This is a genomic window from Chondrinema litorale (assembly GCF_026250525.1).
GTDB lineage: Bacteria > Bacteroidota > Bacteroidia > Cytophagales > Flammeovirgaceae > Chondrinema > Chondrinema litorale.
In genome coordinates this window covers 3,466,926-3,489,588 of record NZ_CP111043.1, presented here as the reverse complement: position 1 = coordinate 3,489,588, position 22,663 = coordinate 3,466,926, and the positions used below count along the sequence as shown (strand labels likewise).

General features: G+C 34.1%; 20 protein-coding genes. 8 read left to right on the top strand and 12 right to left on the bottom strand.

Annotated features, from left to right (window positions below):
• Positions 1-37 precede the first annotated feature (37 nt).
• Positions 38-2,458: an ATP-binding protein gene (locus OQ292_RS14365; RefSeq protein WP_284682832.1), complete on the top strand. Its 2,421-nt coding sequence runs from the start codon at positions 38-40 to the stop codon at positions 2,456-2,458.
• 3 nt (positions 2,459-2,461) lie between these two features.
• Here OQ292_RS14365 and speD read toward each other — a convergent pair whose 3' ends face one another.
• Complete coding sequence (speD, locus tag OQ292_RS14360; protein WP_284682831.1) at positions 2,462-3,739, bottom strand: adenosylmethionine decarboxylase; 1,278 nt, start codon at positions 3,737-3,739, stop codon at positions 2,462-2,464.
• 87 nt (positions 3,740-3,826) lie between these two features.
• Here speD and OQ292_RS14355 point away from each other — a divergent pair, with 87 nt between their 5' ends.
• The 5 genes from OQ292_RS14355 to OQ292_RS14335 all read left to right on the top strand — a co-directional run bounded on the left by OQ292_RS14355 (position 3,827) and on the right by OQ292_RS14335 (position 9,169).
• Positions 3,827-4,117 (top strand): YciI family protein, encoded by a 291-nt coding sequence (locus tag OQ292_RS14355; protein WP_284682830.1) that lies wholly within the window; start codon positions 3,827-3,829, stop codon positions 4,115-4,117.
• A 109-nt stretch (positions 4,118-4,226) separates the two neighbouring features.
• A complete protein-coding gene (locus tag OQ292_RS14350) occupies positions 4,227-5,387 on the top strand; it encodes a lysophospholipid acyltransferase family protein (RefSeq protein ID WP_284682829.1) in 1,161 nt (386 codons plus the stop codon).
• 433 nt (positions 5,388-5,820) lie between these two features.
• Complete coding sequence (rpoN, locus tag OQ292_RS14345; protein ID WP_284682828.1) at positions 5,821-7,290, top strand: RNA polymerase factor sigma-54; 1,470 nt, start codon at positions 5,821-5,823, stop codon at positions 7,288-7,290.
• 100 nt (positions 7,291-7,390) lie between these two features.
• Positions 7,391-8,011, top strand: a complete 621-nt coding sequence (locus OQ292_RS14340; RefSeq protein ID WP_284682827.1) for a hypothetical protein — start codon at positions 7,391-7,393, stop codon at positions 8,009-8,011.
• Positions 8,012-8,041: 30 nt separating this feature from the next.
• Positions 8,042-9,169, top strand: a complete 1,128-nt coding sequence (locus OQ292_RS14335; RefSeq protein WP_284682826.1) for a DmpA family aminopeptidase — start codon at positions 8,042-8,044, stop codon at positions 9,167-9,169.
• Between the two features lie 8 nt (positions 9,170-9,177).
• Here the strand turns inward: OQ292_RS14335 and OQ292_RS14330 are convergent, their stop codons facing one another.
• The 6 genes from OQ292_RS14330 to OQ292_RS14305 all read right to left on the bottom strand — a co-directional run bounded on the left by OQ292_RS14330 (position 9,178) and on the right by OQ292_RS14305 (position 14,627).
• On the bottom strand, positions 9,178-9,402 hold the full coding sequence (locus tag OQ292_RS14330) for a hypothetical protein (RefSeq protein WP_284682825.1): 225 nt from the start codon (positions 9,400-9,402) through the stop codon (positions 9,178-9,180).
• Positions 9,399-9,980, bottom strand: a complete 582-nt coding sequence (locus OQ292_RS14325; protein ID WP_284682824.1) for an RNA polymerase sigma factor — start codon at positions 9,978-9,980, stop codon at positions 9,399-9,401. The genes OQ292_RS14330 and OQ292_RS14325 overlap by 4 nt, the downstream gene beginning before the upstream one ends.
• Positions 9,981-10,179: 199 nt before the next feature.
• Positions 10,180-10,701, bottom strand: a complete 522-nt coding sequence (locus OQ292_RS14320; RefSeq protein ID WP_284682823.1) for a DUF3124 domain-containing protein — start codon at positions 10,699-10,701, stop codon at positions 10,180-10,182.
• 160 nt (positions 10,702-10,861) lie between these two features.
• Positions 10,862-11,965: a DNA alkylation repair protein gene (locus OQ292_RS14315; RefSeq protein ID WP_284682822.1), complete on the bottom strand. Its 1,104-nt coding sequence runs from the start codon at positions 11,963-11,965 to the stop codon at positions 10,862-10,864.
• 80 nt (positions 11,966-12,045) lie between these two features.
• Entirely contained in the window at positions 12,046-12,930 is an 885-nt protein-coding gene (locus OQ292_RS14310) for a carboxypeptidase-like regulatory domain-containing protein (RefSeq protein WP_284682821.1), read from the bottom strand.
• Positions 12,927-14,627, bottom strand: coding sequence for an alpha-amylase family glycosyl hydrolase (locus tag OQ292_RS14305; RefSeq protein WP_284682820.1), 1,701 nt, complete (start codon positions 14,625-14,627; stop codon positions 12,927-12,929). The genes OQ292_RS14310 and OQ292_RS14305 overlap by 4 nt, the downstream gene beginning before the upstream one ends.
• 288 nt (positions 14,628-14,915) lie before the next feature.
• Here OQ292_RS14305 and OQ292_RS14300 point away from each other — a divergent pair, with 288 nt between their 5' ends.
• Entirely contained in the window at positions 14,916-17,117 is a 2,202-nt protein-coding gene (locus OQ292_RS14300; RefSeq protein ID WP_284682819.1) for a GAF domain-containing protein, read from the top strand.
• Position 17,118: 1 nt separating this feature from the next.
• On the opposite strand, the gene OQ292_RS14295 is transcribed toward OQ292_RS14300, so the two are convergent.
• The 5 genes from OQ292_RS14295 to OQ292_RS14275 all read right to left on the bottom strand — a co-directional run bounded on the left by OQ292_RS14295 (position 17,119) and on the right by OQ292_RS14275 (position 22,081).
• A complete protein-coding gene (locus OQ292_RS14295) occupies positions 17,119-18,480 on the bottom strand; it encodes a neutral/alkaline non-lysosomal ceramidase N-terminal domain-containing protein (RefSeq protein WP_284682818.1) in 1,362 nt (453 codons plus the stop codon).
• 59 nt (positions 18,481-18,539) lie between these two features.
• Positions 18,540-19,112 (bottom strand): TolB family protein, encoded by a 573-nt coding sequence (locus OQ292_RS14290; protein WP_284682817.1) that lies wholly within the window; start codon positions 19,110-19,112, stop codon positions 18,540-18,542.
• Entirely contained in the window at positions 19,109-19,384 is a 276-nt protein-coding gene (locus OQ292_RS14285) for a hypothetical protein (RefSeq protein WP_284682816.1), read from the bottom strand. The genes OQ292_RS14290 and OQ292_RS14285 overlap by 4 nt, the downstream gene beginning before the upstream one ends.
• A 157-nt stretch (positions 19,385-19,541) precedes the next feature.
• Complete coding sequence (locus OQ292_RS14280; RefSeq protein WP_284682815.1) at positions 19,542-20,189, bottom strand: hypothetical protein; 648 nt, start codon at positions 20,187-20,189, stop codon at positions 19,542-19,544.
• A 203-nt stretch (positions 20,190-20,392) separates the two neighbouring features.
• Positions 20,393-22,081, bottom strand: coding sequence for an SWIM zinc finger family protein (locus OQ292_RS14275; RefSeq protein ID WP_284682814.1), 1,689 nt, complete (start codon positions 22,079-22,081; stop codon positions 20,393-20,395).
• A 172-nt stretch (positions 22,082-22,253) separates the two neighbouring features.
• Between OQ292_RS14275 and OQ292_RS14270 the strand changes: the two genes are divergently transcribed.
• Entirely contained in the window at positions 22,254-22,646 is a 393-nt protein-coding gene (locus OQ292_RS14270; protein ID WP_284682813.1) for an HYC_CC_PP family protein, read from the top strand.
• Positions 22,647-22,663: the final 17 nt, after the last annotated feature.

Below are 22,663 nucleotides of genomic sequence, written 5' to 3'. Positions count from 1 at the left end.
CTATTTTTTTTATAGCTGTGATTTTTTTAACATTCAAATGAAAAATAATTCTACCCTTTATATTTCAATACTTAGTATTATTTTCATTTTAATTCTATCGATTTTAGGATTAATAAATCTGGCTATAAACACCAAAAACAGCGATGCAAGCATAATAAACATCTCTGGAAGACAGCGAATGTTAAGTCAGAATATAACGAAAGCTATATTACTTGCAGAAATAGATAAAGGGAATCAGCAAAACCTTAGTCAACTTAAAAAATCACTAGGCGCTTTTGCTTTCGCTCATCACAGCTTACAATTTGGTAATGATAGTTTACAACTACCGCCCAGCGAAAAACCTTACATCAATAATCTCTTTCACTTAATAGATCCTCACTTTCAGTCGCTAGAAAAAGCTGGCTACGATGTTCTAGAAGACCCTTACAACGATTCTACATTGGTTCATGCCCGACAAGAAGCCATGGCACATGAAGATGTTTTCTTACGGACGATGGATACAATCGTAAATTCATTTGAGAAGGAAGCTAAAGAAAAGATTTTAAAAATTGAAAAACTAGAGTTTGCTCTTGCCTTTGCAGCTTTATTTATAGTGTTAGGCATTTGGTTTTTTATTTTAAAGCCTTTACAAGAAAAATCGTTTTCGGCACATAAAGAATTATCTGACCTAAACTCATCTCTCAACGAAAGCTTAATCCAGCTAGAAGAGATGACCCAAAATTTATCAGAAGAAGTTGAAGAAAGAAATGCTACAGAAGACAAGCTTATTAAGAATCAGGCGAAGCTTGCCGAAGCAAATGAAAAATTAAATACTAGCTTGTTCGATCTTAAAAAGATAACAGGTGACCTCGAAGAAGAAATTGAAGAAAGAAAAACCACTGAGCATAAACTCAAGCAAAATCAAGAAGAACTAGAAAAACTAGCATTAATTGCCAATAAAACAGATAATGCAGTAATAATTTGTAATTACGAGGGCAAAATTGAATGGGTAAATGCCAGCTTCGAAAGATATACAGAATACACCATTAATGATTTATACAGTGAAAATATAGGAGATATTCTTCACGGCGAAGAAACTGACAAAGGCACCATCAATTTTATTAAAGAGAATATACAAAAGGGTAAAGGTTTTAAAACTGATATTCTTAAATATTCTAAAAGTGGAAGAAAATTCTGGGTTCGCATAGAGTTACAACCAATTAGAAATATCGAGGGCAAAGTGCAAAAGTTTATTGCTATTGAAAGCGATATCACCAAAAGCAAAGAACACGATGCTATGCTGCAACAGGCAAAAGACAATGCAGAAAAAGCAGCTATGGCAAAGCAGGAGTTTCTATCTACTATGAGCCACGAGATTCGCACACCTATGAATGCTGTTGTTGGCCTTACACATTTATTATTAGAACAAGATCCATTAGACCGACAGGTAGAAAACCTCAAATCGTTAAAATTCTCAGCAGATATGTTGCTGGCGCTCATTAATGATATACTTGACCTTAGTAAGATAGAATCTGGCAAAATTGAATTTGAGCAAACAGAATTCCCTATTAAAGACATATTGAATGGAATTAATAAATCGCTGGGTGTAATTGCTCAAGAAAAAGGCATTTATGTAAAAACCAACATCTCTGAAAAAATACCAAAATACTTAATTGGCGATCAAGTTAGGCTAAACCAAATACTTACCAATTTGGTAAATAATGCCATTAAATTCACCAACCAAGGAGGAGTAACAATTCATACAGAGGTAAAAGAAATAAAGGATGAAAAAGTGAATCTTGAATTTGCTGTTACTGATACAGGTATAGGCATACATGAAGACAAGATTAATCACATTTTTGAAAGGTTTTCTCAAGCACACCAAAATATTACCCGACTATACGGAGGTACCGGTTTAGGCTTGTCTATCACCAAACAGCTAATTGAACTACAGAATGGTAAAATTGACGTAAAAAGTAAGTTAGGCAAAGGCACAACGTTTACATTTAATCTCATTTTTGAGATTGGAAAAGGTAAAATAATTGAAGAAAACAAAGCATCCGCACAAATGAATGACACAAATTTAAAAGGAATAAACATCCTATTGGTTGAAGACAACAAGATGAATCACTTGGTGGCACAGCAATTTATAAAGAAGTGGGAAGCCAAAATGGAAATTGCAGAATGTGGAGAAGAAGCGTTGGAAAAAATTACCAGCAAAGCTTACGATATTGTGCTTATGGACTTAAACATGCCCGGCATAGATGGCTTCGATACTTCCATTAGAATAAGAAGTATGCAAGACGATTATTTTAAAGAAGTGCCAATTATAGCACTTACTGCATCGGCTTTTAATGAAGTAAAGAAAAAGGTTTACGATCATGGTATGAACGACCATGTAAGCAAACCATTTAACCCATCAGAACTTTTTAATAAATTGGTTAAGCATTCGCAAGCCATACAATTAAAGCGCTCTTAAGTTTTACTTCATCATATCTTTTACATAGACAGGTAGTGCAAATGCAGCCTGATGCATTTCACTACTGTAATATTGGAAGCCATTCTGCTGTATCAATTCTTTATGCTCTGGTTTATTCACCTCAAACAATATTTCTCCTAAAGATTTTTTAGCGCATATGGCGAAAACCCACATCCCTGTCGGAAAGGTGGGAATATTCGCTTGATAACATGCCAGACTATTGCTACCAAAATGCTTTTGTAGTTTTTTAAAGCTTGTGGCAAAACTCACTCTATCTAAATTAGGGGCACCTAATGAGGTTACTAACAAACCTTGTTTAGTAAGTAAGTTTGATATTTTGGCTAAAAAAATATTTTCGTCTTTTGGGCCTTTTGCTTCTACAGGGCTGTGTAAATCATCAATAATCAAATCGAAACTTTCTGCTTTTAATTCGCTTATTAAATCATTTACATCTCCATTCATATAATTGACTTTATCAGAATGGAAGGCTGCTTCTAAGTCCGGAAAAAACCTTTTAGAAACTTCTGTTATCTCATTATCTATCTCTAAAACTGTAATAGAAGATATACTTTTATGCTTGAGTAATTCTTTAACAACAGCACCATCTCCCCCACCTAAAACCAATACATTCTCAACTTTAGTTGTACTAAGGGCCGGTACGTGAGTAATCATCTCATGATATACAAAACTGTCTTTTTCTGTGAGTACAATTACACCATCTAACACCAACATTCTACCAAAAGCATCAGTCTGGTACACTTCAATCCGCTGGTATTCAGATTTTTTCCTAAAAAGTAAATCACCTTGATGTTTAACTGAAAGTGCATAATTTTCAGTTCTCTCCGTAAACCAGATATTCCGCTTCACTTCTGGCTCTTTCGTTTCAATATTGTAAGAATCTGCAATAGCAAACTCTGGTTTTCTATTAAGTTGCGCCTTTTGCCCTCTTCGCATTTCTACTGCCGAATGATGAGATGCGCCCAATTTTTCTGCCATTACTCCTGCCGCAATCCAAGGGTTTACAGATTCACCACAAGTAAAAATATCTACCGATGCAAAACCATATTCTGGCCAAGTATGTATCGAAAGATGGCTTTCTTGTATCACCACTACTCCCGAAACACCATAAGGCGCAAAATGATGAAAAGTTGTATTGATAATAGTTGCACCAGCTTCTATAGATGCGGCTTCCATTACTTGCTGCACCAGCATTACATCGTCTATTTTTGAAGCATCACAATCGTACAATTCTGCAATTACATGTCTCCCCAGTGATTCCAATATTTCACTATTTTTATTTGAATATCGAACTATTTTTTGCTAAATAAGCACAAATTATAACTTATATCAATTCAACATACTTAAACTATGGATTTTCTTATAACTGCATTAGATTATACTGATGAAAATGCGCTCGAAAGAAGAATGCAAGCCAGAACAGAACACCTTGCTAATGCAAAAGAACTACACAAAAGTGGCAATTTGATTGCAGCTGGTGCTATTTTAAGCGACGAGGGCAAAATGATTGGCTCTACTTTGTATTTGCGCTTCGATTCTGAAGAAGAATTAAAAGAATATTTAGATAACGACCCTTATACAAAAGGAAAAGTTTGGGAGAAAATAGAAACTCAAAACATAAAGCTAGTTCAATTTGATTGAAGCCAAACAATTTTATATTCAGTAAATTATTAGAATAGCTGAAATATGATATTGCAAAACACATAAACATTACCTTTAAATAGCTGTAGTATAACAGGGAAGATTAGATATGGATATTAAAAAACTAGATGACGCAGCACTTAAAAAGGTGATAGATGATAATAAAATTATTTATAATGAATATCTTGATCTTCCCTTTGCCATAAAACTGAATGAAGAAATAATTGATTTTCTCGCCAACAATTACTTTAGAGTAGAATATATTGGTTTTGACGATCCCCCTGAACGAAACACCTCTAACCATCCATTAATCTTTACTAGTAACCACTCTGGTATGGCTTTCCCTTGGGATGGCATTATTTTCCTCTCTGGTTTATTTAAAAAATGGAATTACCAGCATTATGCTGCACGGCCACTTATAGCGCCAATGCTTACGCAAACTACATTAATGAATCCTTTTTTGATTCCTAATTTATGGAAGAAAGCGGGAAGTATAGATGCCAACATGCTCAATTTTGAAACCATGATGCAGCATAAAGATTATAACCTGCTCATTTATCCAGAAGGAGTTCCCGGCATTGGTAAAGGCTTTAACAACAGATATCAACTCCAAAAAGTAGCCACCTCATTTGTGAGAATGAGTTTAAAATACAAAACTGATTTAATCCCCTTTTACACGATTAATGGTGAGTTTATTAATCCGTATCATTACACATCTTCTTTTGTAGATAAGCTTATTAATATAATTAAAATACCATTCTTACCATTAGGTGCGCTCACTATTGTACTAATTTTACAACCATGGCTTTTTTATTATGCTATGCCAGCTAAGTTGTATTTTGTGAGAGGCAAAAGAATTAGTCCTTATAAAATGATTGCTGATAAACCATATAAAGAATATACGCAGCAAGAAATTGAGAAACTAAGGGACGAGTTGCATGTGACAATGCAGAGTGAATTAACCGAAGCTAAAAATAATTACGGAAAAAAGCCTTACCAATTTAGACAGTTCTTAAAAGTTATTGGCAACAATTTTTACAGGCTTCCATTTTTATTTCCGACAGGTTGGCCAGTTCTTTTTAGTGAGTTTTATCGCAAATACAAAAAATATGGTGCCAATGGATTTAAGATGAAACTAAACTGGTATACTTTCTTCATCTACTTTTTAAAAAACCCTTTCGTTATTTTTTACTTTATTCCCATAATAGGATGGATACCAATATTAATTAAGGGATATAAAAAAAGTAAAACTGGTGAAAAACACACTTAATCTTTCCTGAGAATTTTCATCTTTTGTTATCTGTATCAGAATTATAGATTTTACACACAATATTATTCAAGGTTATAAAAAGCCTGAATTGTGAAATATTATTTTGATATTACAACAAACAAAGAATTAAATTTTATTTATATAATTTTCAAACATTTTTAGTGCCAAAATGATTATTAACTTGAAAGGTAACAAATTTCAAAAAAAATTTTTTTTCTAACAAATTCTACACCAAAATTTATTTATTTAAGAAAAATTACTAAAATTGAAAGTACAAATACACGTTTAAGCAACACAATTCGAGGAGACATACTTAGTTTCCGTTTAAACTAAACCCCTTAACTTGGGAATAACAACTACAAACTTTTTGAGCTTAAAACGGAAAATTAACTAACAACGTAGAGAAAGTGGTTTATAAAAAACAACGTGGTTTATGCAAAAACTAAACCTTACACAAAGCCTTTCACAGAAGTTATCGCCGCAACAGATTCAGTTTATAAAACTGTTGCAGGTACCAACTATGGAACTTGCTGCCAGAATTGAAGAAGAGTTGGAAATCAATCCTGTGCTTGAAGAAGGTCGTGATGATGAAGAAGAAAATATAACAAACAGTGACGATGATGTAGCTGACGACTATGAAGATTCTGATGACATTATGGACGCCGATCCGATTGAAGAAGTCAATATAGATGAGTACCTCAATTCGGAAGATTTAAACGGATACAAAATGCAGGGTGATGGTCCTTCAGAAGAAGATGACAAGGAAATGCCAATTCCTACTTACTCATCTTTAACTGAAAACCTGCTCATGCAACTTGGTTACTTGAGACTTTCTGAGAAAGAAGAAGTTATCGGAAAGCAGTTAATAGGAAGTATAGATAATGACGGATATATAAGAAGAGATTTAGAGGCGGTAGTAAACGACCTTGCATTTTCTGTAAATGTAATCACATCTGAAGAAGAAGTAGAGTGCATTTTAAAGAAAATTCAACAGTTTGATCCACCAGGTATTGGATGCCGTAGCTTACAAGAATGTCTGTATCTGCAACTGCAAAGAAAAGATACGAAAGACCCAATGGTAATGGCTGCCATTAAAATTGTAATGCTTTGCTTCGAAGAGTTTAAGAAAAAACACTTTACCAAAATTCAGAAAAAACTGAATTTAAGTGAAGAGCAATTGCGAAATGCAGTTAGCATGATTACCAAGCTTAATCCAAAGCCGGGAGGTTATACTAGCTCATTTGAAAAAACTCAATACCTTACTCCAGATTTTATTTTAAAGGAGCTTAATGGAAAGTTAATAGTATCTCTTAACTCTAAGAATGCTCCCGAGCTTAAAATAAGCAGGTCTTATGCTGATATGCTCGATAGCTATAGCAAAGCCAAAAAGAAAGATAAAAAAATAAGGCAGACAGTTACGTTTGTAAAGCAAAAGCTAGATGCTGCCAAATGGTTTATTGATGCCATTAAGCAAAGACAAGAAACATTGCTTAAAACAATGAGAGCCATTGTAGACTACCAGTTTGATTTCTTTATGTCTGGCGATGAGAGCAAGCTTAAACCAATGATTCTGAAAGACATTGCACAAGAAATTAGTATGGATATATCTACAGTTTCTAGGGTAGCAAATAGCAAGTCTATCCAAACTGATTTTGGTTTATTCCCTCTTAAGTTTTTCTTCTCAGAAAGTATTACTACCGAAAGTGGTGAAGATGTAAGTAGCAAAGAGGTAAAATTCCATTTGAAGGAAATTATTGATAATGAAGATAAACGCAAACCTCTTTCTGATGATAAATTGGAAAGAATGCTTAAAGATAAAGGCTATAATATAGCTCGTAGAACTGTAGCAAAATACCGCGAACAATTGAATATTCCGGTAGCCCGACTAAGAAAAGAATTATAATCTATAAGAGATTGCTAAAAAAAGCAGGCATTTTTATAAAAAGCCTGCTTTTTTTATTCCTGAATTTTAAATTTACATTTTCACAAAATACTATCCGAGCTTGAATCAAAAACTGGCAAAAACAATCTCCTTCATTTTACATCCGCTTTTAATGCCAACTCTGGTATTTTTTATTGTTTTTTATTTTGCAGAGATAGCGGTACCATTCTCAGAAGAAGGCAGAATTAGATTACTGGGACTCATTTTTATTAGTACTTTTCTATTTCCATTTGGCAGCATTATTCTTTTACACTCTACCACACTTATTGGTAATTTGCAAATAGATTCTCAAACCCAAAAGCCCCTACCCTTTGTAACTGTTACAGTTTTTTACACCATGATCACCTACTTCTTTGTAGATAAAGTAGGTCTGGATATATTACCCAGTTCGATGATAATCGCCATTGCGCTCACTACAGCATTGGTTACTATTATCTCAACCACATTCAACATTAGCATACATAGTACAGCCATCGGTGGTGTATTAGGCATTCTGTTTTGCATAAAGGGAGTTTACTACGAACTTCACTTGCTTATTTACCCTATTGCTGCCTGTATTTTTCTTGCCGGACTATTAATGACAGCCCGATTATATTTACAAACACACACTCCATTTCAAGTTTTTAGCGGTGCTATTCTCGGCTTTGCAGTGTGCTTCTCTGTACTTTGGTGGCTAGTATAAAGATATTTTTAGCTATAAACTTTCATTCAAATGAAATACCTATTACCCCTATTACTACTATTTTATATTTCTAATTTATCTGCACAAACCAGAGAAAAAGGTATCGAAATTGGCATTTTACCCACAGGTAAATACAATGCCATTACTGATGTTGCTGGAGTTAAAGTTGGCCATACCACTATTATAGAAGCAGATAGTATTAGAACTGGCGCTACCGCGATTATCCCACATAATGGAAACATCTTTCAAGATAAAGTACCAGCAGCAATACACGTTAGCAATGGCTTTGGTAAACTGGCTGGTTCTACTCAGGTAAAAGAATTAGGTAACTTAGAAACCCCGATTGTATTAACAAACACCTTAAATGTGGCAAATGCCATGAATGCTCTCATTACCTACACATTAGAGCAAGAAGAAAATCTTTCTGTAAGGTCGGTAAACGCACTAGTAGGTGAAACTAACGACGGTTTTTTAAACGATATAAGAGGTAGACATGTAAAAGAAGCACATGTATTGGAAGCTATAAAAAATGCCAAAAGTGGAGAAGTAGCAGAAGGAAATGTTGGTGCAGGTACAGGCACAGTTTGCTTTGGGTTTAAAGGTGGCATAGGTACCTCTTCTAGAAAAACACCAGAAAGCACTGGTGGCTACACCGTTGGCGTATTGGTACAAACCAATTTTGGTGGCGTACTTCAAATCGATGGAGTTCCTGTAGGTGTTGAGCTAGACCAATATTATTTAAAAGGTAAATTAAAAGATGATGCAGATGGCTCTTGTATGATTGTAGTGGCTACAGATGCTCCACTAGATGCTAGAAACTTAGAACGACTAGCAAAAAGAGCCGCATTCGGTTTAGCAAAAGCAGGCGGTATTGCCTCTAACGGTAGTGGAGATTATGTAATCGCATTTAGCACTGCCAAAGAAAACAGAGTACCATACAGCAGTGAAACAAGCACTACCGAAAATACACTCATACTAAATGATTATCTGTCACCTTTGTTTTTGGGAGCCATTGAAGCAACAGAAGAAGCGATTATAAATTCGTTGTTTGCAGCAAAAACAACCAAGGGTCGAGATGGACACGAAATTAAAGAGCTGCCAGAAAAAGAAGTATTGGAGTTGATGAAGAAATACGGAAAACTAAAAGATAAAAATTAAGCGATGTTTTATACATCGCTTTTTTTATTCTTGTTCTGGTCAGAAACTTCATCTTTTTCATTATCAGATGACTCCCCAGAAAATAAGGTAGCTGTGCTTTTGAAGAACTTATCTGTGAACAGGTCAGAAATATCTGCTACGAGTTTAAACGTATCATACGATTTCATCACCTCCTTTTTAAGGTCTTCAGGCAACTCATGGTCATTATGTAACTTTTGAAATAAATCGTTCATGATTCCTGCATAGCTAGGTTTTCATACATACGAGCAAGCTTCTCTTTTGCTCTTTTTAATCGCATCTTAACAGCACTATTACTAATTTGTAGTATCTCCGAAATATCTTCTATACGCAAAGCATCCTGATATTGCATCAATAAAATAATTCTATCTTGTTCAGAAAGCTTTTTTAATAACATTTCGAGCTGCTCTAGTCTAATCTCTCTCAGTATTTTATCATCTTTGTTACTGGTATCTTCCATTACCAACTCCGACGATTTATCATCGAGATTATCGGTTTTCATTTTTTTCTTCAGATTGAGATAATCTATACAAACATTATAGGCGATTCGGTTCACCCAAAACTTGTAAGACTCTCTGTTTTTAAGAGAAGATAATTTTAAAAATGACTGTAAGAGCACATCGTGAGCCAAGTCTTTCGCCTGTTCGGTGTTATTGCACATAGCAAGACACTTTCTGTAAACTCCACCTGCGTAACGATCATACAATACAGCAAGAGCTTTCTTTTCTCCCTGATCTACAATCAATGAAATTATTTCTTTATCACTCAGTTCCAAAAAATCAACACTTTTCACAAGAGGGGCTGGTAACTGTATTATACATTAGTAAAATCAGCGATAAAAATACACCTCCATTTCCGATTTAAAAAGAAATCGGGTCACTTCTGTAAATTCAAGTTTATAAATCAAAGAAGTCTTTATATTACAGACTATGTACTTTGAACCATTTAAGAAGTCAAAATCGACCTCTTAGTCTTACTAATTTCGCCATAAGTTACCTTTTAATTCCTTGTGTAGTAAAGGAAATTCCCTGCTGGCCAGACTCCGATATCATTACAGCCTCAAAATACGGCTTTATTTTGTCGTTTTTTGTTGCCCAATCGAAGATAAAATTGGCTCCTGTTCCTCCATCTTTATCATCCTCATCAATAATAATCTCTACCGTTTCTAGCGGTTGCAGAAATATGGGCTTATCAAAATAAGTTCTGATTAAATCACCTTTTGTATTGTAATATTCTGCATGAAAAACATAAACCGTATCAGTAGAGCTAATGTTCCGCATACTTACTGTTGCTGTTAAAGTATGCGTGCGATGTTCAGACATGCTGTAAATTTCTGAATATACCGAAAGATAAGTACTCCCTTTTATTAAAGAATCTGTTTGAGTTAACTCAATACTTCTTTTATTCCAGTTTACAGGGTTAAAAGAACTTATTTCTTTGTCTTTTTCGCAGGCAAAAAGGGTAGAAATAAAAAAAGCAAGGAGCACCAAACTGTTATTTTGCAGATTCTTCATAGTATAGTTTCATTATATTTACATAGACTGAAAAGTACAAAAGCAGTAACAGCATTTTTAGCTATTACTGCTCAAAAAGTTGAAATTTTGCACGAAGATATTAATAATTCAGCAGCTGCTTAGGTATAATGAAATTATTAACTAGAATAAAATTTACACCTTACACAAGTTGGAAGTTGAGGGTTTCGTGTTCTTTGCCATTGGCGATCATCGCAACTTTGTGTACTCCCGGATAATACTTTCTAGTAGTGATTATTTTAAAACTTAACTTTCTTTTGTAGTTCAAAGACTCAAACTCGGCAAACTCTCTCTCGCTAATCTTAAATACTTTTTTAGATAGTTGTCCATTGGCTTTATTAAAGTACACTGCATATTCCAACCGAATGGTTTTATTCTGCTCGCTGTTATTTTTTACATTAAACTGAAAATAAATATCATTACCCACCTTTACCGAATCTTCTAAAAGTTTGAATTCTGAAAGTTCAATAGCTTCATCGTGACCCAAACCGAATAACTCCAACACTTCTTTATTACCTTGTTTCAACAATGTGCGACTGCCATGTTTAACTACCCAATCTGTTTCTTTTGAAATGCCTTTCCAGCTTTTAAATATTTCTATTACCACTTTAGGGTTGTCTTTCGAAATGTCGTTCAGGTTATTGGCGACACTCCTTCTCACAAACTCCGATGGATCGTTTTTGAGATTTTCGAGTATAGGCAAAATATCTGTTGGATCTTTTTTAAAACTTGGTAAAGCCATTGCCCAAGGTAATCGCGGCCTAATTCCCTCACTAGCAAATCTTCTTACATTTTTATGCGGATGTTTAGACCACAATGTCATTTGCTTAACCATCTCTTTTTCGTATTTAATGATGAAGGGGCGCACAGCAAACTCACAAGTGATAAACTGAGTAATTAACTCCATTGCTTTTTGTGAAGCCTCGAGATCATCAATCCCATATAGTTCTATGTAATCTGGCAAAAAGCAAAAGGCAAGGGCATTTTCACCATGACCATTTTGTAGATAATGGCTCACCAGTTTACAAATAATATCTGCGGATGCTCTATAGTTTTGATGTAAAAATGTGTGCAACACTTCGGTAATGTGTCGCATGCGTTGTTTCAGTTCTTTGCTTTCCCAGTCTTTATCAAATACTTTTTTTGAGAATTTTACCCCATCAAACTCAGGATAAATTTCTTTTAAATCTTTTGCAAAAACTTCGATAAAACTTGGAGAAAAAATATCTTTTAGTAACTCTGCCATAGGTAATATTATTAAACACGAATATAGTGGCAAAGTAAAAGCATACTGTGACAGCAGTGTGACATTAGCTAAAAAAACTATTAGTATCTTATTTTATAAAGTACAGAAAGAGTAAACTCATTGTAATTTCTCAATCGCTCATAACCTAGCCCGACCGAAATGTTGGTTCTAGGTATTGATTCGGTTAATCTAAAATCATATTGAAATTGATCGGCAATATATGAAGAGCCAAGTTTCAAATACAATTGATTAAGAAATGACTTATAGATTGCTACTGAAACTCCATGATACTTTTCCCAATTTTCATTGTTGTTAAATTCTTGGTAAGCATAACCAGAAGAGAATGCCAACTTTTTAAAATGGAATTCTGGAGCAAAATTCCACTGCTGTATTTTCTCATTTTCAGTTTTAAATTGCTTGAATGCTCCCGATAGCGCTACATTTGCATTACCTAATTTGAACAAATTTCTTCTAGATATACTCAGATTTAAATAGCGATTGTGCTTTCTATCTGTTCGCCACTCAATATCTGTGTATAGCATTGGATTAAACCTCCAAACTGATGATAGAAAGCTACTCAATTTCAATCCAATTGGAGTGTAATTAACCCCTGACTGAAAACCTAATCTGAAATAATTAATAGTAGAATAACAAAACATCATATTATCAAATTGGTGTTTATCTGCTTCCATCAAAATATCTATATTATTAACATTACTAGCTATTTCCTCTTCGAAATTATAGCCTATATAAGAAAATTGAATTATGGAACTATCACTTCGGCAAGTAAAAGAATAATTGCCTTCTAAATCAGTAGTAGTTACATTTTCAGCATCCATTTCCATTATAGAAACACCGGGAAGTGGTTCAGAAGTAGAAGCATCGAAAACCCTCCCTTTCACTTCGTATTGGCTATAAGCGAAAGGGATTGATAGAAAATAGATGATGATTATAAGATATTTCATTCTTTACCTAATAAAACAATTCCACCTTGGTGTTGCAAAACTATTTTGCCTTCTTTAACTGTATACATTTTATCACTGTAATAGTCTTTCACTTTATCGCCATCTTCAAAAACCCCAAAAACATCCATCTGCATAAAATCACTGGTAAAATCTAAATCGAGCGCCACCAAAACCTTATCTGTTACACCATTGTACACATATTCCCTTTTAAACACATATAGTTCTTCTTGCAGCATAGTATGCTTGCCCATACCTACAGCCAAATGAGCTCTTCTAAATCTCCCCAACTTTGCCCAATGGTTATATACATTATTAATAGCGAAACCATTTGTTTTTTCGTTTGCAGCGAGTGCTTCCCAATTCATAAATGACCTCAGATTTGCATCACCAACAGCACCTTCTACTATTAAAGGTCTGGCAGTTTCATCACCATAATATACCTGCGAAGAACCGGGGCAAAGTAATAGCTTAGTACCTGCCTCAAAAACCTTTTTTCTCTCCAAATCGAAAGGCTCTCCATCATCGTGAGAGGTTAGGTAGTTCAATACACTTTTGCCTTTAAGCTCACCATTTAAAACCTGATCGAAGCTACTAAATATAGACTCATAACTATTGTAGGCATCTTTTTTCAATGAGAAGTTGATTAAACTTTCAAATCCATTTTTGTAGAAATTCACTGTTTCATTATTGCCCATATTAAAATTCTGGCCATCGTGTAGGCTGTAATTGTAAACTTCACCCGTCATAAAAAACTCAAGATCGTCAAGCTTTTTATCTGGGTTTGCGCTTTTCCATTCTTTTAGAGCAGACAAGGCTTCTTTTTTGAGTTCTGCCCAAATAAATGCATGCGTATGCTTGGCAGTATCTACCCTAAAACCATCTATACCCATTTCTCTCACCCAATCAGTCAGCCATTTTATTAAATAATATCTTGGTGCTTTTGGGTAGCCTGTTCTCTCAAAAAAAGCATCTAACTCTTGTATCTCCTGATTGTATCTACCTTCTGCTTTCCACTTTTCAACCAGAAAATCAGGCAAGGCTACTTCTTCATTTTTAGCGGTGTAAATATCTGGCAAGTTGTCTACCAAAGTACATTCTACAGTAGATTCAATGTCTTGAAAAGTGCATGTAGGATCAGTTCGTACCCATTCATTTGACCATTGGGTATCTATTGGAGTTACCGGTCCAGTGTGGTTCATTACAGCATCCATCAAAATTCTAATGCCATGTTGATGAGCAGTTTCAATCAGTTCTTTCAATTCTTCGACAGTGCCAAAATTAGGATCGATGGCTGTCCAATCGCGTGCCCAATAGCCATGATAGCCGTAGGTCTTACCAGTACCTTCATCTGTAAAACTATGAATTTGCTCTACTGGAGGTGTAAACCAAATGGCTGTAATCCCTAGAGTATCAAAATAACCGCTTTCAATCTTTTTGGTAACTCCCTTTAAATCTCCACCCATAAAGTTCCGTAACACTGCTCCATCCCTTTTTCTATCATATTGAAAATCGTTGGCTTTTTCGCCATTGTAAAAGCGATCTGTAAGCAAAAAGTACACATTAGCATTGCCCCACTCGAAAGGAAATTGTGGAGTTACAATGCCAGCTTTTTCTTGTGATTGATCAGAGGTTTCTGTTTCGAGTTTTTTACATGCTGCAAAAATCAAAAACAGTATTAGAAAGTACTTCTTATTCATATTTACTATTAATGTTTGAATTAGGGAAAATAATAAAAAGGCAAAAAGTGACCAAATAGCCGGTAATAGCTCAAAAGTTGATTTCTATTTTGAAATAAAGTTCACTGATAATCAGTCTTTTTATAAGAATTAGAGGTGATAATAGTTAATAAAAAGGGTAAACTACTTTTAAAAAAGTTACTTTTTAAAATAATTAAAGCTTTGTTCATTTTTAATACAAATTACTGGAAACTTAACAAAAAAATAAATGCTGTAATCCTAATTTCTTCAATAGCAATTATGTTGATTATGGCTACATTTGGTTATTTAACCAGTAAAAAGCAATTAAAGTCACTCACTTTTAATCATCTTACTTCTATTAAAGAAAGTAAGAAAAGAAATTTAGAGGACTACTTTGATCACATTGAAAGCCAGGTTATTACCAAGTCTGAAGGTATAACTGTGATCAATGCTATGAGTGATTTTGATAAAACCTTTAAGGAGCTATCTGATGAACTCATGCCCGGTAGCACGCAGGTTCTGAGCAAAAGTGTGAAAGACTACTACGAGTTTGAGTTTCTGCCCAAACTAAATGCTAATTTGCTAAAAGATGCCTTTGTTGACTATTTTCTACCAAGAGAAGACATCACCAAATACTTACAATACCATTATATTTCAGCAAATGCATTCCCAACAGGCAAGAAAGAAAAATTAGTTCATGCGCCTACAGATACATCTAGTTATAGCAATGTACATGCGAAATACCACCCTATTATTAGCAATTACCTTAAACAATTCGACTTCTACGATATTTTTCTGGTAAATACAGAAGGCGATATTGTATACACTGTTTTTAAAGAAGTAGATTACGCTACCAATTTAATTACTGGACCTTATGCACAAACTAATTTGGGTAAAGTATTTAGAAAGGTGAATACAGCACCAGAAAAAGGATTAATAGAATTAGTTGATTTCGATGAATACCTACCGTCATATTCAGCACCGGCATCTTTTATTGCCTCGCCCATATTTAAAAATGGCAAAAAAATAGGTGTGCTTATTTTTCAGATGCCTGTAAACCAGATTAACAATATTATGACTGGTGATAAAAGCTGGGAAAAAGAAGGTCAGGGCAAAACAGGTGAATGTTATGTTGTAGGCAGCGACATGAAGTTAAGGTCTTTGCCAAGAAAGTTTCAGGAAGATAAAGAAGAGTACCTTGAAGATTTATATGCAGCAGCCTTGGATTCACAAACGATCAATAGAATTGATTCTATGAACACAGCAATTTTGCTTCAGCCAGTGAATACAAAAGCTTCAAAAGCAGCAATTCAAGGAGAAACTGGAATTAGTATAGATTTAAACTATTTAGGTAAAGAAGTTTTGAGCTCGTTTACCACTATTAATTTATTAGGCCTTAACTGGGGAATAGTTGCTGAAATAGAAACCTACGAAGCATTTGAGTATAGTCGCAAAATCAGAGATCTTTTAATTATTATAGAAATAATCATTATTGGTATTCTCCTATATGTGAGTAGAAATTTATCTAAATCTATTGCAAACCCAATGATCAAAATAAAAGAATTGATCAAAAGAGTTGCTAATGGAGAACTACCTGAATTAACTATTTCAGAAGGGCAGGATGAGGTTTCTGAAATTAATAATGCTTTATCTGATTTAATAAAGTCTCAATACGAGCTTGCAGAGTTTTCTAAAAATATAGGTGAGGGAAACTTTAAAGTATCTTTAAAACCAAGAGGAGAACACGATATACTGGGGCATGCTTTACTAACCATGCGTACCTCTCTGTTTGAGACCACTGATGCTTCTAAGAAAAGGAGATGGAGAAACGATGGCCAACAACAGTTGTTAGCTATATTAAAAAATAATGATGCTTTTGAAGATATAGCTTTCAAGCTAATTTCATTTCTGGCAAAATATGTAAATGCTAGTATTGGTGGAATCTACGTAGCAGAAAAAGAAGGTGATGACACCTATTTGATGCTAGAATCTTGCTATGCATTTAACAGAGAAAAATTTGTACAGCAAAAAATTAAAGCAGGTTTTGGCGTTTTAGGACAAACTTTTCTAGAAGGTAAAACCACCTATTTAAATAAATTACCTAAAAACTACCTGAATATCAGCTCGGGTTTAGGTGATAGCCCACCACGTTTTTTAGTAGTAATTCCGCTCAAACACAATGATAAGATTAATGGAATTATAGAGCTTGCAACTTTTAAAGAATTACCAAAATATAAAATAGAGTTTCTAGAACAAGCCGCAGATACTATTGCTAATACTATTGCTAATAATCATATAAATGAGCAAACCAGACATTTGCTAGAAACTACAGAAACGAGAGCTCTACAAATGCAGGAAAGTGAAAAGATTATGCAACAATATGTTGAAGAGCTAGAAACTGCTAAAAAGGAATTCTTAATAAAAGAAGAAGAACTCCAAAAGGAAATTAAAATACTAAAAGACCAGCAAAATCAATCAGAAGACAAGTAGTTTATTTGCTTGTCTTACTGAGAATTGCCGACATAATATCTATCATAAGACTGCCATCTTGCGGGCCAACCCAATTCATTTCTCTAGTCTCAGAACTTTTAATTGTGGTATAATACTCGTCTGGAGTAATGTAACCCACATAAGCACCATTAAAACTATTAATCATTAGATGCTCCCCTACTGGTAATTGTGCTTCCAGTTGGTCTGCTAGTTCACCAGAAAAATCGCAAGGTGTACCTAGCATAGTTAAGTTCCCTATTTGCAAAATGCTGATGTTTATATCTTGATGTTCTGTAATGGACTCAAAAAGCCAATGTCTGGTTCTCAATCCCTCAGAAATACGCATATGTAAATCTTCTAAATCTAAAGATACCTTTTCTATTTTCAGACTTTCAGGTGAATGAACTTCAATGCTATCATAAGTTTGCAATACATGTTTAGCTAAGCCATTACCTATAATTTCTGGTAAATTAAACCATTCGTCTTTTCCTCCTTTTTGCCCTTCTGGACCATGGCTACCGACTGGACCGGCAAAATATGCAGCAAAATCTATCGTAGCACTTTCGTTCAAATTCTTCATCAAAAAAGAAGGATAATCATTACTGATTGAAAGGTATCTGCTGCTAATAGTTGTTGGATGAGCTGTATAACTAACCAATGCGGCTTTAGTACTATCTTCTCTCACAAACTTGATAATCTCTACCTTATCATTCACTCTTCCCTCATTATTTACTCTGTTTTTTACAAATTCAGGAACCGAAAACTGAGTAAATCCCATCTGGCTTTTCTTTCTGCTTTTATACGCTTTTTCTATCGAAGCTAGAATTTTATTAGCAATAGATTCTGTATAAGCCTCATCATAACCACCAGAAACAAATAAGCTATACAAGCCATTTGCCCAATTACCCACTCCACTATGTGTGTGCGAAGCAGAAAGGTAAAGCTCTTCAATTTTCCAATCAGTATTTTTCAGTTTCTCTTCTAGCAGTGTGGTGACTGATGGAGGAAAAATAAGTAAATCGACTTCTACCAAAGCCGCTTTAGCAGCTCCTTTTTCCAAAACAAAAGTGCGGCAATACAAAGAATCGTGAACCGACTCCCAAGCTCCTCGATAGCGATAACCAGCCATTGGGCTTACTTCATTAGGCATAATGTTTTCAGCCGCCCAACCCACCATAAAATCAGTGGTAGTATCTTGGGTTGGTTGCCATTGCATATTACTGATGAACTCCTGTGCTTTTTGGTAAGCAGGTTTCTCATGATAGTCTATCTCTTTAATCGGTTGGATGCTAAAGGCAAGAAATATTACAATTATAGCCAGCAATCCACCCAGAAATTTTAATATAAGCTTGATCCACTTCATAGCTCAAACCTAAAACAAATCAATGATTTTTGTGGAGAGTGAAGAAAAGAAATTATTTATTATTCCTTTAAAAAGGATTTTGTACTTACCCATTTTACATCCCACCTATTTTCATTTTCTGCTGCAAAAAACAGGTATTTGTTATCAGGAGTTAAATAAGGGTTTCCTTGACCAGCTTGGTTTATTGCATCTGGAAGTTTACTGGGGAGTGACCATTCATTTTCACCTTTCTTGTTACAAACAAATAATTCCAGACTTTCTCCAACTTTAGCAAATAACAAATACTGCCCATCTGATGAAATATAAGGGGTGCAAAAATCGCTTAGTGGCATGTTTTGAAAGTCCAACTTCTTAGCATCTTCATATTTGCCCGAAACCAGATTAGCAGAATAAATTGCCATATCTGAATAGTCCAATTCACTTGAATGGAAATAGAGTGTTCCATCTTCTGTTAAGGTAGGATGTGAAACGAGTTTAGTTCTTAAGTTCGGAATATCTATAAACTCAGGTTTTGTCCATTTACCATTTTGCTTTACACACTGCCAAAGGTGCCAAGTTTCTACAACCCCATCTCTTTCAACTGGGCGTGCCGAACTAAAAACTAATTTATTCCCATCAGGTAAGAAACTCATCCCATGGTCGCTGTATTGGCTATTGAAAAAAGCATCTTCTGGCTCAGACCATCTACCATCAATCTTTTGTTGACTTTAATTGAAAAGTTAGCAAAGGCACTATCTGATATGGTAAAATAGTATTCTTCCAAATCATTAGAAAAAACTCCTCTGTGGATCAAGTAATTATCTGGAACTAGTTCAGGCTTAAATGGAATGGGTAATTCTTGTGGAATCTCATCAGTTGCAAAAACACCAGAATCTATATTTGCTGAATCCTTACAACTTGTCAAAATCAAAAAACTTAAAAATAATAGAAATTGATACTGCTTCATTATAGCAGTTAAAGTAATACAACATTGAACATAAAGCTAATTCTGAGATAATTTTTGTGGAGGGAGATATTAATATCTCATCGATGGGCTTTTTTAATATTCTTATCTTATCCAATTAAGAGTCTATTTCCCTTAAAATTACATTTCCGGCACCCATTGCACATAATGTTCCAGGAACATGTTCGTGATTAGCATTTGGAATCTGAGGCGCTAGTTCATGCCAAGCAATTGGCATTGGTTTACCTGAATTAATTTTCTCAAACAAAGATTTAAAAAAAGTAATAAAATCTTTCCCTTTTCTATCAACTGTCATTACTAAATTTACAGCAAAACTTTCACCTTCCATCCCTTCCATATAATTAGTATGATCATTTCCTTTTGCTAATAAAACATATGTAGTTTTTCCATTTTGAGCCTTAATAATTAAATCCCTAAGTTCAATTGAGTTATTATTTTTATCTCTTAACTTCCCTTCTTCCACGTTTACAATTAAATGGATAACATCATAAAAGCTACTTTCAGCTAAACTTAAAAGTTCATCAGTATTATCAATAATTTTATTATCTATCTTCTTAAATGTGCTTGAGTATATATTTTGATCTTCTTTAGCTAGTTGTAAATCCTCTTGATCACCTTCTAAGGATGCAATTAATATTTTAGGATTTTCAACAGTAATAATATCTTTTGACCTAGTATATTTTTTCCAAAATGTCAAAGCTACAAAAACCACTATTATTCCTAGAATGATATAAACAAAGGCCATTTTACTATATTATGAGAGTTTTATTTTACTTTCTAGTTCTAAAACTAATCGGCAATTACCCTAAAAACAAGTATTTATTTCAATGTTAATATACCCCAATCCTTAATTTTCCTTAAAAAATTAATCATTTAAGGAACAGCAATTTCGTATTAATCTCTGATTGTAATTAAAATATACCTGATCTGCTCTCCAACTCATTATATCTATACTTTATTAAGTTCGTCCATCAACGCTCTTCTTTGGGGATATTCATTCCTTAAAAAGCCAATAATTTCATTTGCCTTTTCTCTTCCTCCAAGTTTAATCATTCGCCTTATATACTTGCAAGCTGTTCTGTAACTACTTCTACCTTGGCTGTATTTCATGCTCTCAATTACTGCATCAGCATAAAATGTTATTAATTCATCAGAATAATCTTCTTTTAAATATTTTTCATAGTGTTCAATGGTTTTAAGATCCTTCGATTGTTTTACTAAAGTCAAAAGCCTATCCCACCATTGCTCTTCTATAAAAATAATAGCAGTCATACTTAAACCTGCCCAATGCTTACTTTTAGAAATATCGCGGACTAATTCTTCTACAAAAAAATTCCATTGCTCAGGACTTACATATTGCTTCAATATGCGATAATAATCTTGCCCTTGATTTAAGTTGTCTATTAATAAATATCGTGCATATTCAATTACTTTTTCTTGGTCATCTTCTTTTTGTGCTATTGTGAGCAAACAGTCATACCATAAATTTACTAAGCCTGGCAACTTACCTTTATCATTCGTAATCCCATCATTAGCGAGCATTTTTACCCTTTCAAAATCACCTTTATTAACGGCTAAATCTATAGCTACTTTACGCAAATCTGAATTGGTAATATTTAAGTCTAAATATTGCTCTGCTGCCACTTCTCCTTGAGTCTTTAATATAATTTCATATTTTATTACTTGAGATGCTTCATGATCATACTTACTACCCTTAACATTATCAATTAGCTTAAAAATCAGATTAACTTCCTCATCAGTCTTTAGTAAATCTGAAGCAAGTTGTAAAATAGACAAGTGCCAATCCCATCCTTCAAATACTTTCTCCTCAAAAGTTGTAAAACAATAATCGATCAACAACTTTCTTGTTTTTTCATCTGTTTGACCTGCAGAAATGTCATATAAAATCTGTAACCCATTCTCTATACTATCTCCAATACCACCTCTACTATCATCAGCATACTGAACAGCTGCCATCATTTGTTCCATAACTGCAGTACAAATGAAGATAGCACTTTTATAATTTTTATTTTGCACTTGTCTCTGTGCTGTAATTAATAGATTATTAACAGCATTAGATACTTGATTCATTGATGCCCACCCAATAAAGCCATACCTGTCTTTACCAGAATTGAGAATTGCTTTAACTTGTTTTACATAAAGCTCTTTAGACTCCTCAGAATTATATGCAGCAAACTCAGCTAAAAAAATATCTCTAAATGTTTTATTCTGTGCAGACTTATCTCGAATAAAATTCTTTAACTCGTCTTCATCAATCTTTTTGAGTAGGTCATCAACCTGCTGCTTAAGTGACTTAACCTTTTTAGTCTTTCTTTTTTGCGGCTTCTTCTTGTTAGGAATTTCTAATTTATCTGCGTTTAAATAAAAAATAACTGCTGCAATATGCTTACAAACAGGCCCCATATCATAAGGACAATCACATCTATAATCTGTTATTTCTTCATTATTTATTTTTAGGTTCACCACATAATTTTCAGTCCCTTTTACAATCGCCTCATATTCTCCTATACTCACTTCTTCACACTCTTCTATATAACCTTTTTCAAAGTATGATAAACCACGCTCAAGAATTACTTCATCAATATAATTTTCGAACTCACTCAGAGGTATACTCATGTTTTCTGACTTAATACAAATTAAAACTTAGTTAAAATTAAGAGCAAACCATCCCAATAACAAGGAAACCTTTTATAGAAGAAATGCCCCCAACCCTTAATTTTCCTTAAAAAATTAATCATTTAAGGAACAGCAATTACACTTAAACAGTTATTGATTGTATATTTGCAACATGCCACGCAGGTTTATCCATATCGCCCTTGCTTTTAACTTTATGGTTGCTTCTATCGGAGTTTCCATAGACAAGCATTTTTGTGGAGAACTTCTTCAGAAAGTAACCTTGCTTACTCAAACTTCTGAAGCTTGCTGTGGTGGAATGAAAAAGGATAAAAAAAGCGATTGTTGCCACAACGAAACTCAAACTATTCAACTGGAAGACGATTTCCAAAAAGCTCAGTTTGATTTTAAATTCCCTGCATTTACTAATCACCTAATCGCTTACAACCCTGTTCCTGTTTTTAGATTTATTCTCTACGAGCCGGAGCAGCAAACAACTTTTCTAGCTTATAAACCTCCCCTTCTATTTCGAGACATCCCCGTCTTGATACAATCTTTCCTTATTTGATATACTGATGAACATGC

Coding starts and splice junctions, on each gene's coding strand:
- OQ292_RS14295 (WP_284682818.1), bottom strand. CDS start 18,480: ATGAAGTGGATCAAGCTTATATTAAAATTTCTGGGTGGATTGCTGGCT.
- OQ292_RS14290 (WP_284682817.1), bottom strand. CDS start 19,112: ATGAGTTTCTTACCTGATGGGAATAAATTAGTTTTTAGTTCGGCACGC.
- OQ292_RS14310 (WP_284682821.1), bottom strand. CDS start 12,930: ATGAAATATCTTATAATCATCATCTATTTTCTATCAATCCCTTTCGCT.
- OQ292_RS14330 (WP_284682825.1), bottom strand. CDS start 9,402: ATGAACGATTTATTTCAAAAGTTACATAATGACCATGAGTTGCCTGAA.
- OQ292_RS14270 (WP_284682813.1), top strand. CDS start 22,254: ATGCCACGCAGGTTTATCCATATCGCCCTTGCTTTTAACTTTATGGTT.
- OQ292_RS14275 (WP_284682814.1), bottom strand. CDS start 22,081: ATGAGTATACCTCTGAGTGAGTTCGAAAATTATATTGATGAAGTAATT.
- OQ292_RS14320 (WP_284682823.1), bottom strand. CDS start 10,701: ATGAAGAATCTGCAAAATAACAGTTTGGTGCTCCTTGCTTTTTTTATT.
- OQ292_RS14300 (WP_284682819.1), top strand. CDS start 14,916: ATGGCTACATTTGGTTATTTAACCAGTAAAAAGCAATTAAAGTCACTC.
- rpoN (WP_284682828.1), top strand. CDS start 5,821: ATGCAAAAACTAAACCTTACACAAAGCCTTTCACAGAAGTTATCGCCG.
- OQ292_RS14335 (WP_284682826.1), top strand. CDS start 8,042: ATGAAATACCTATTACCCCTATTACTACTATTTTATATTTCTAATTTA.
- OQ292_RS14365 (WP_284682832.1), top strand. CDS start 38: ATGAAAAATAATTCTACCCTTTATATTTCAATACTTAGTATTATTTTC.
- OQ292_RS14315 (WP_284682822.1), bottom strand. CDS start 11,965: ATGGCAGAGTTACTAAAAGATATTTTTTCTCCAAGTTTTATCGAAGTT.
- OQ292_RS14350 (WP_284682829.1), top strand. CDS start 4,227: ATGGATATTAAAAAACTAGATGACGCAGCACTTAAAAAGGTGATAGAT.
- OQ292_RS14355 (WP_284682830.1), top strand. CDS start 3,827: ATGGATTTTCTTATAACTGCATTAGATTATACTGATGAAAATGCGCTC.
- OQ292_RS14280 (WP_284682815.1), bottom strand. CDS start 20,189: ATGGCCTTTGTTTATATCATTCTAGGAATAATAGTGGTTTTTGTAGCT.
- OQ292_RS14305 (WP_284682820.1), bottom strand. CDS start 14,627: ATGAATAAGAAGTACTTTCTAATACTGTTTTTGATTTTTGCAGCATGT.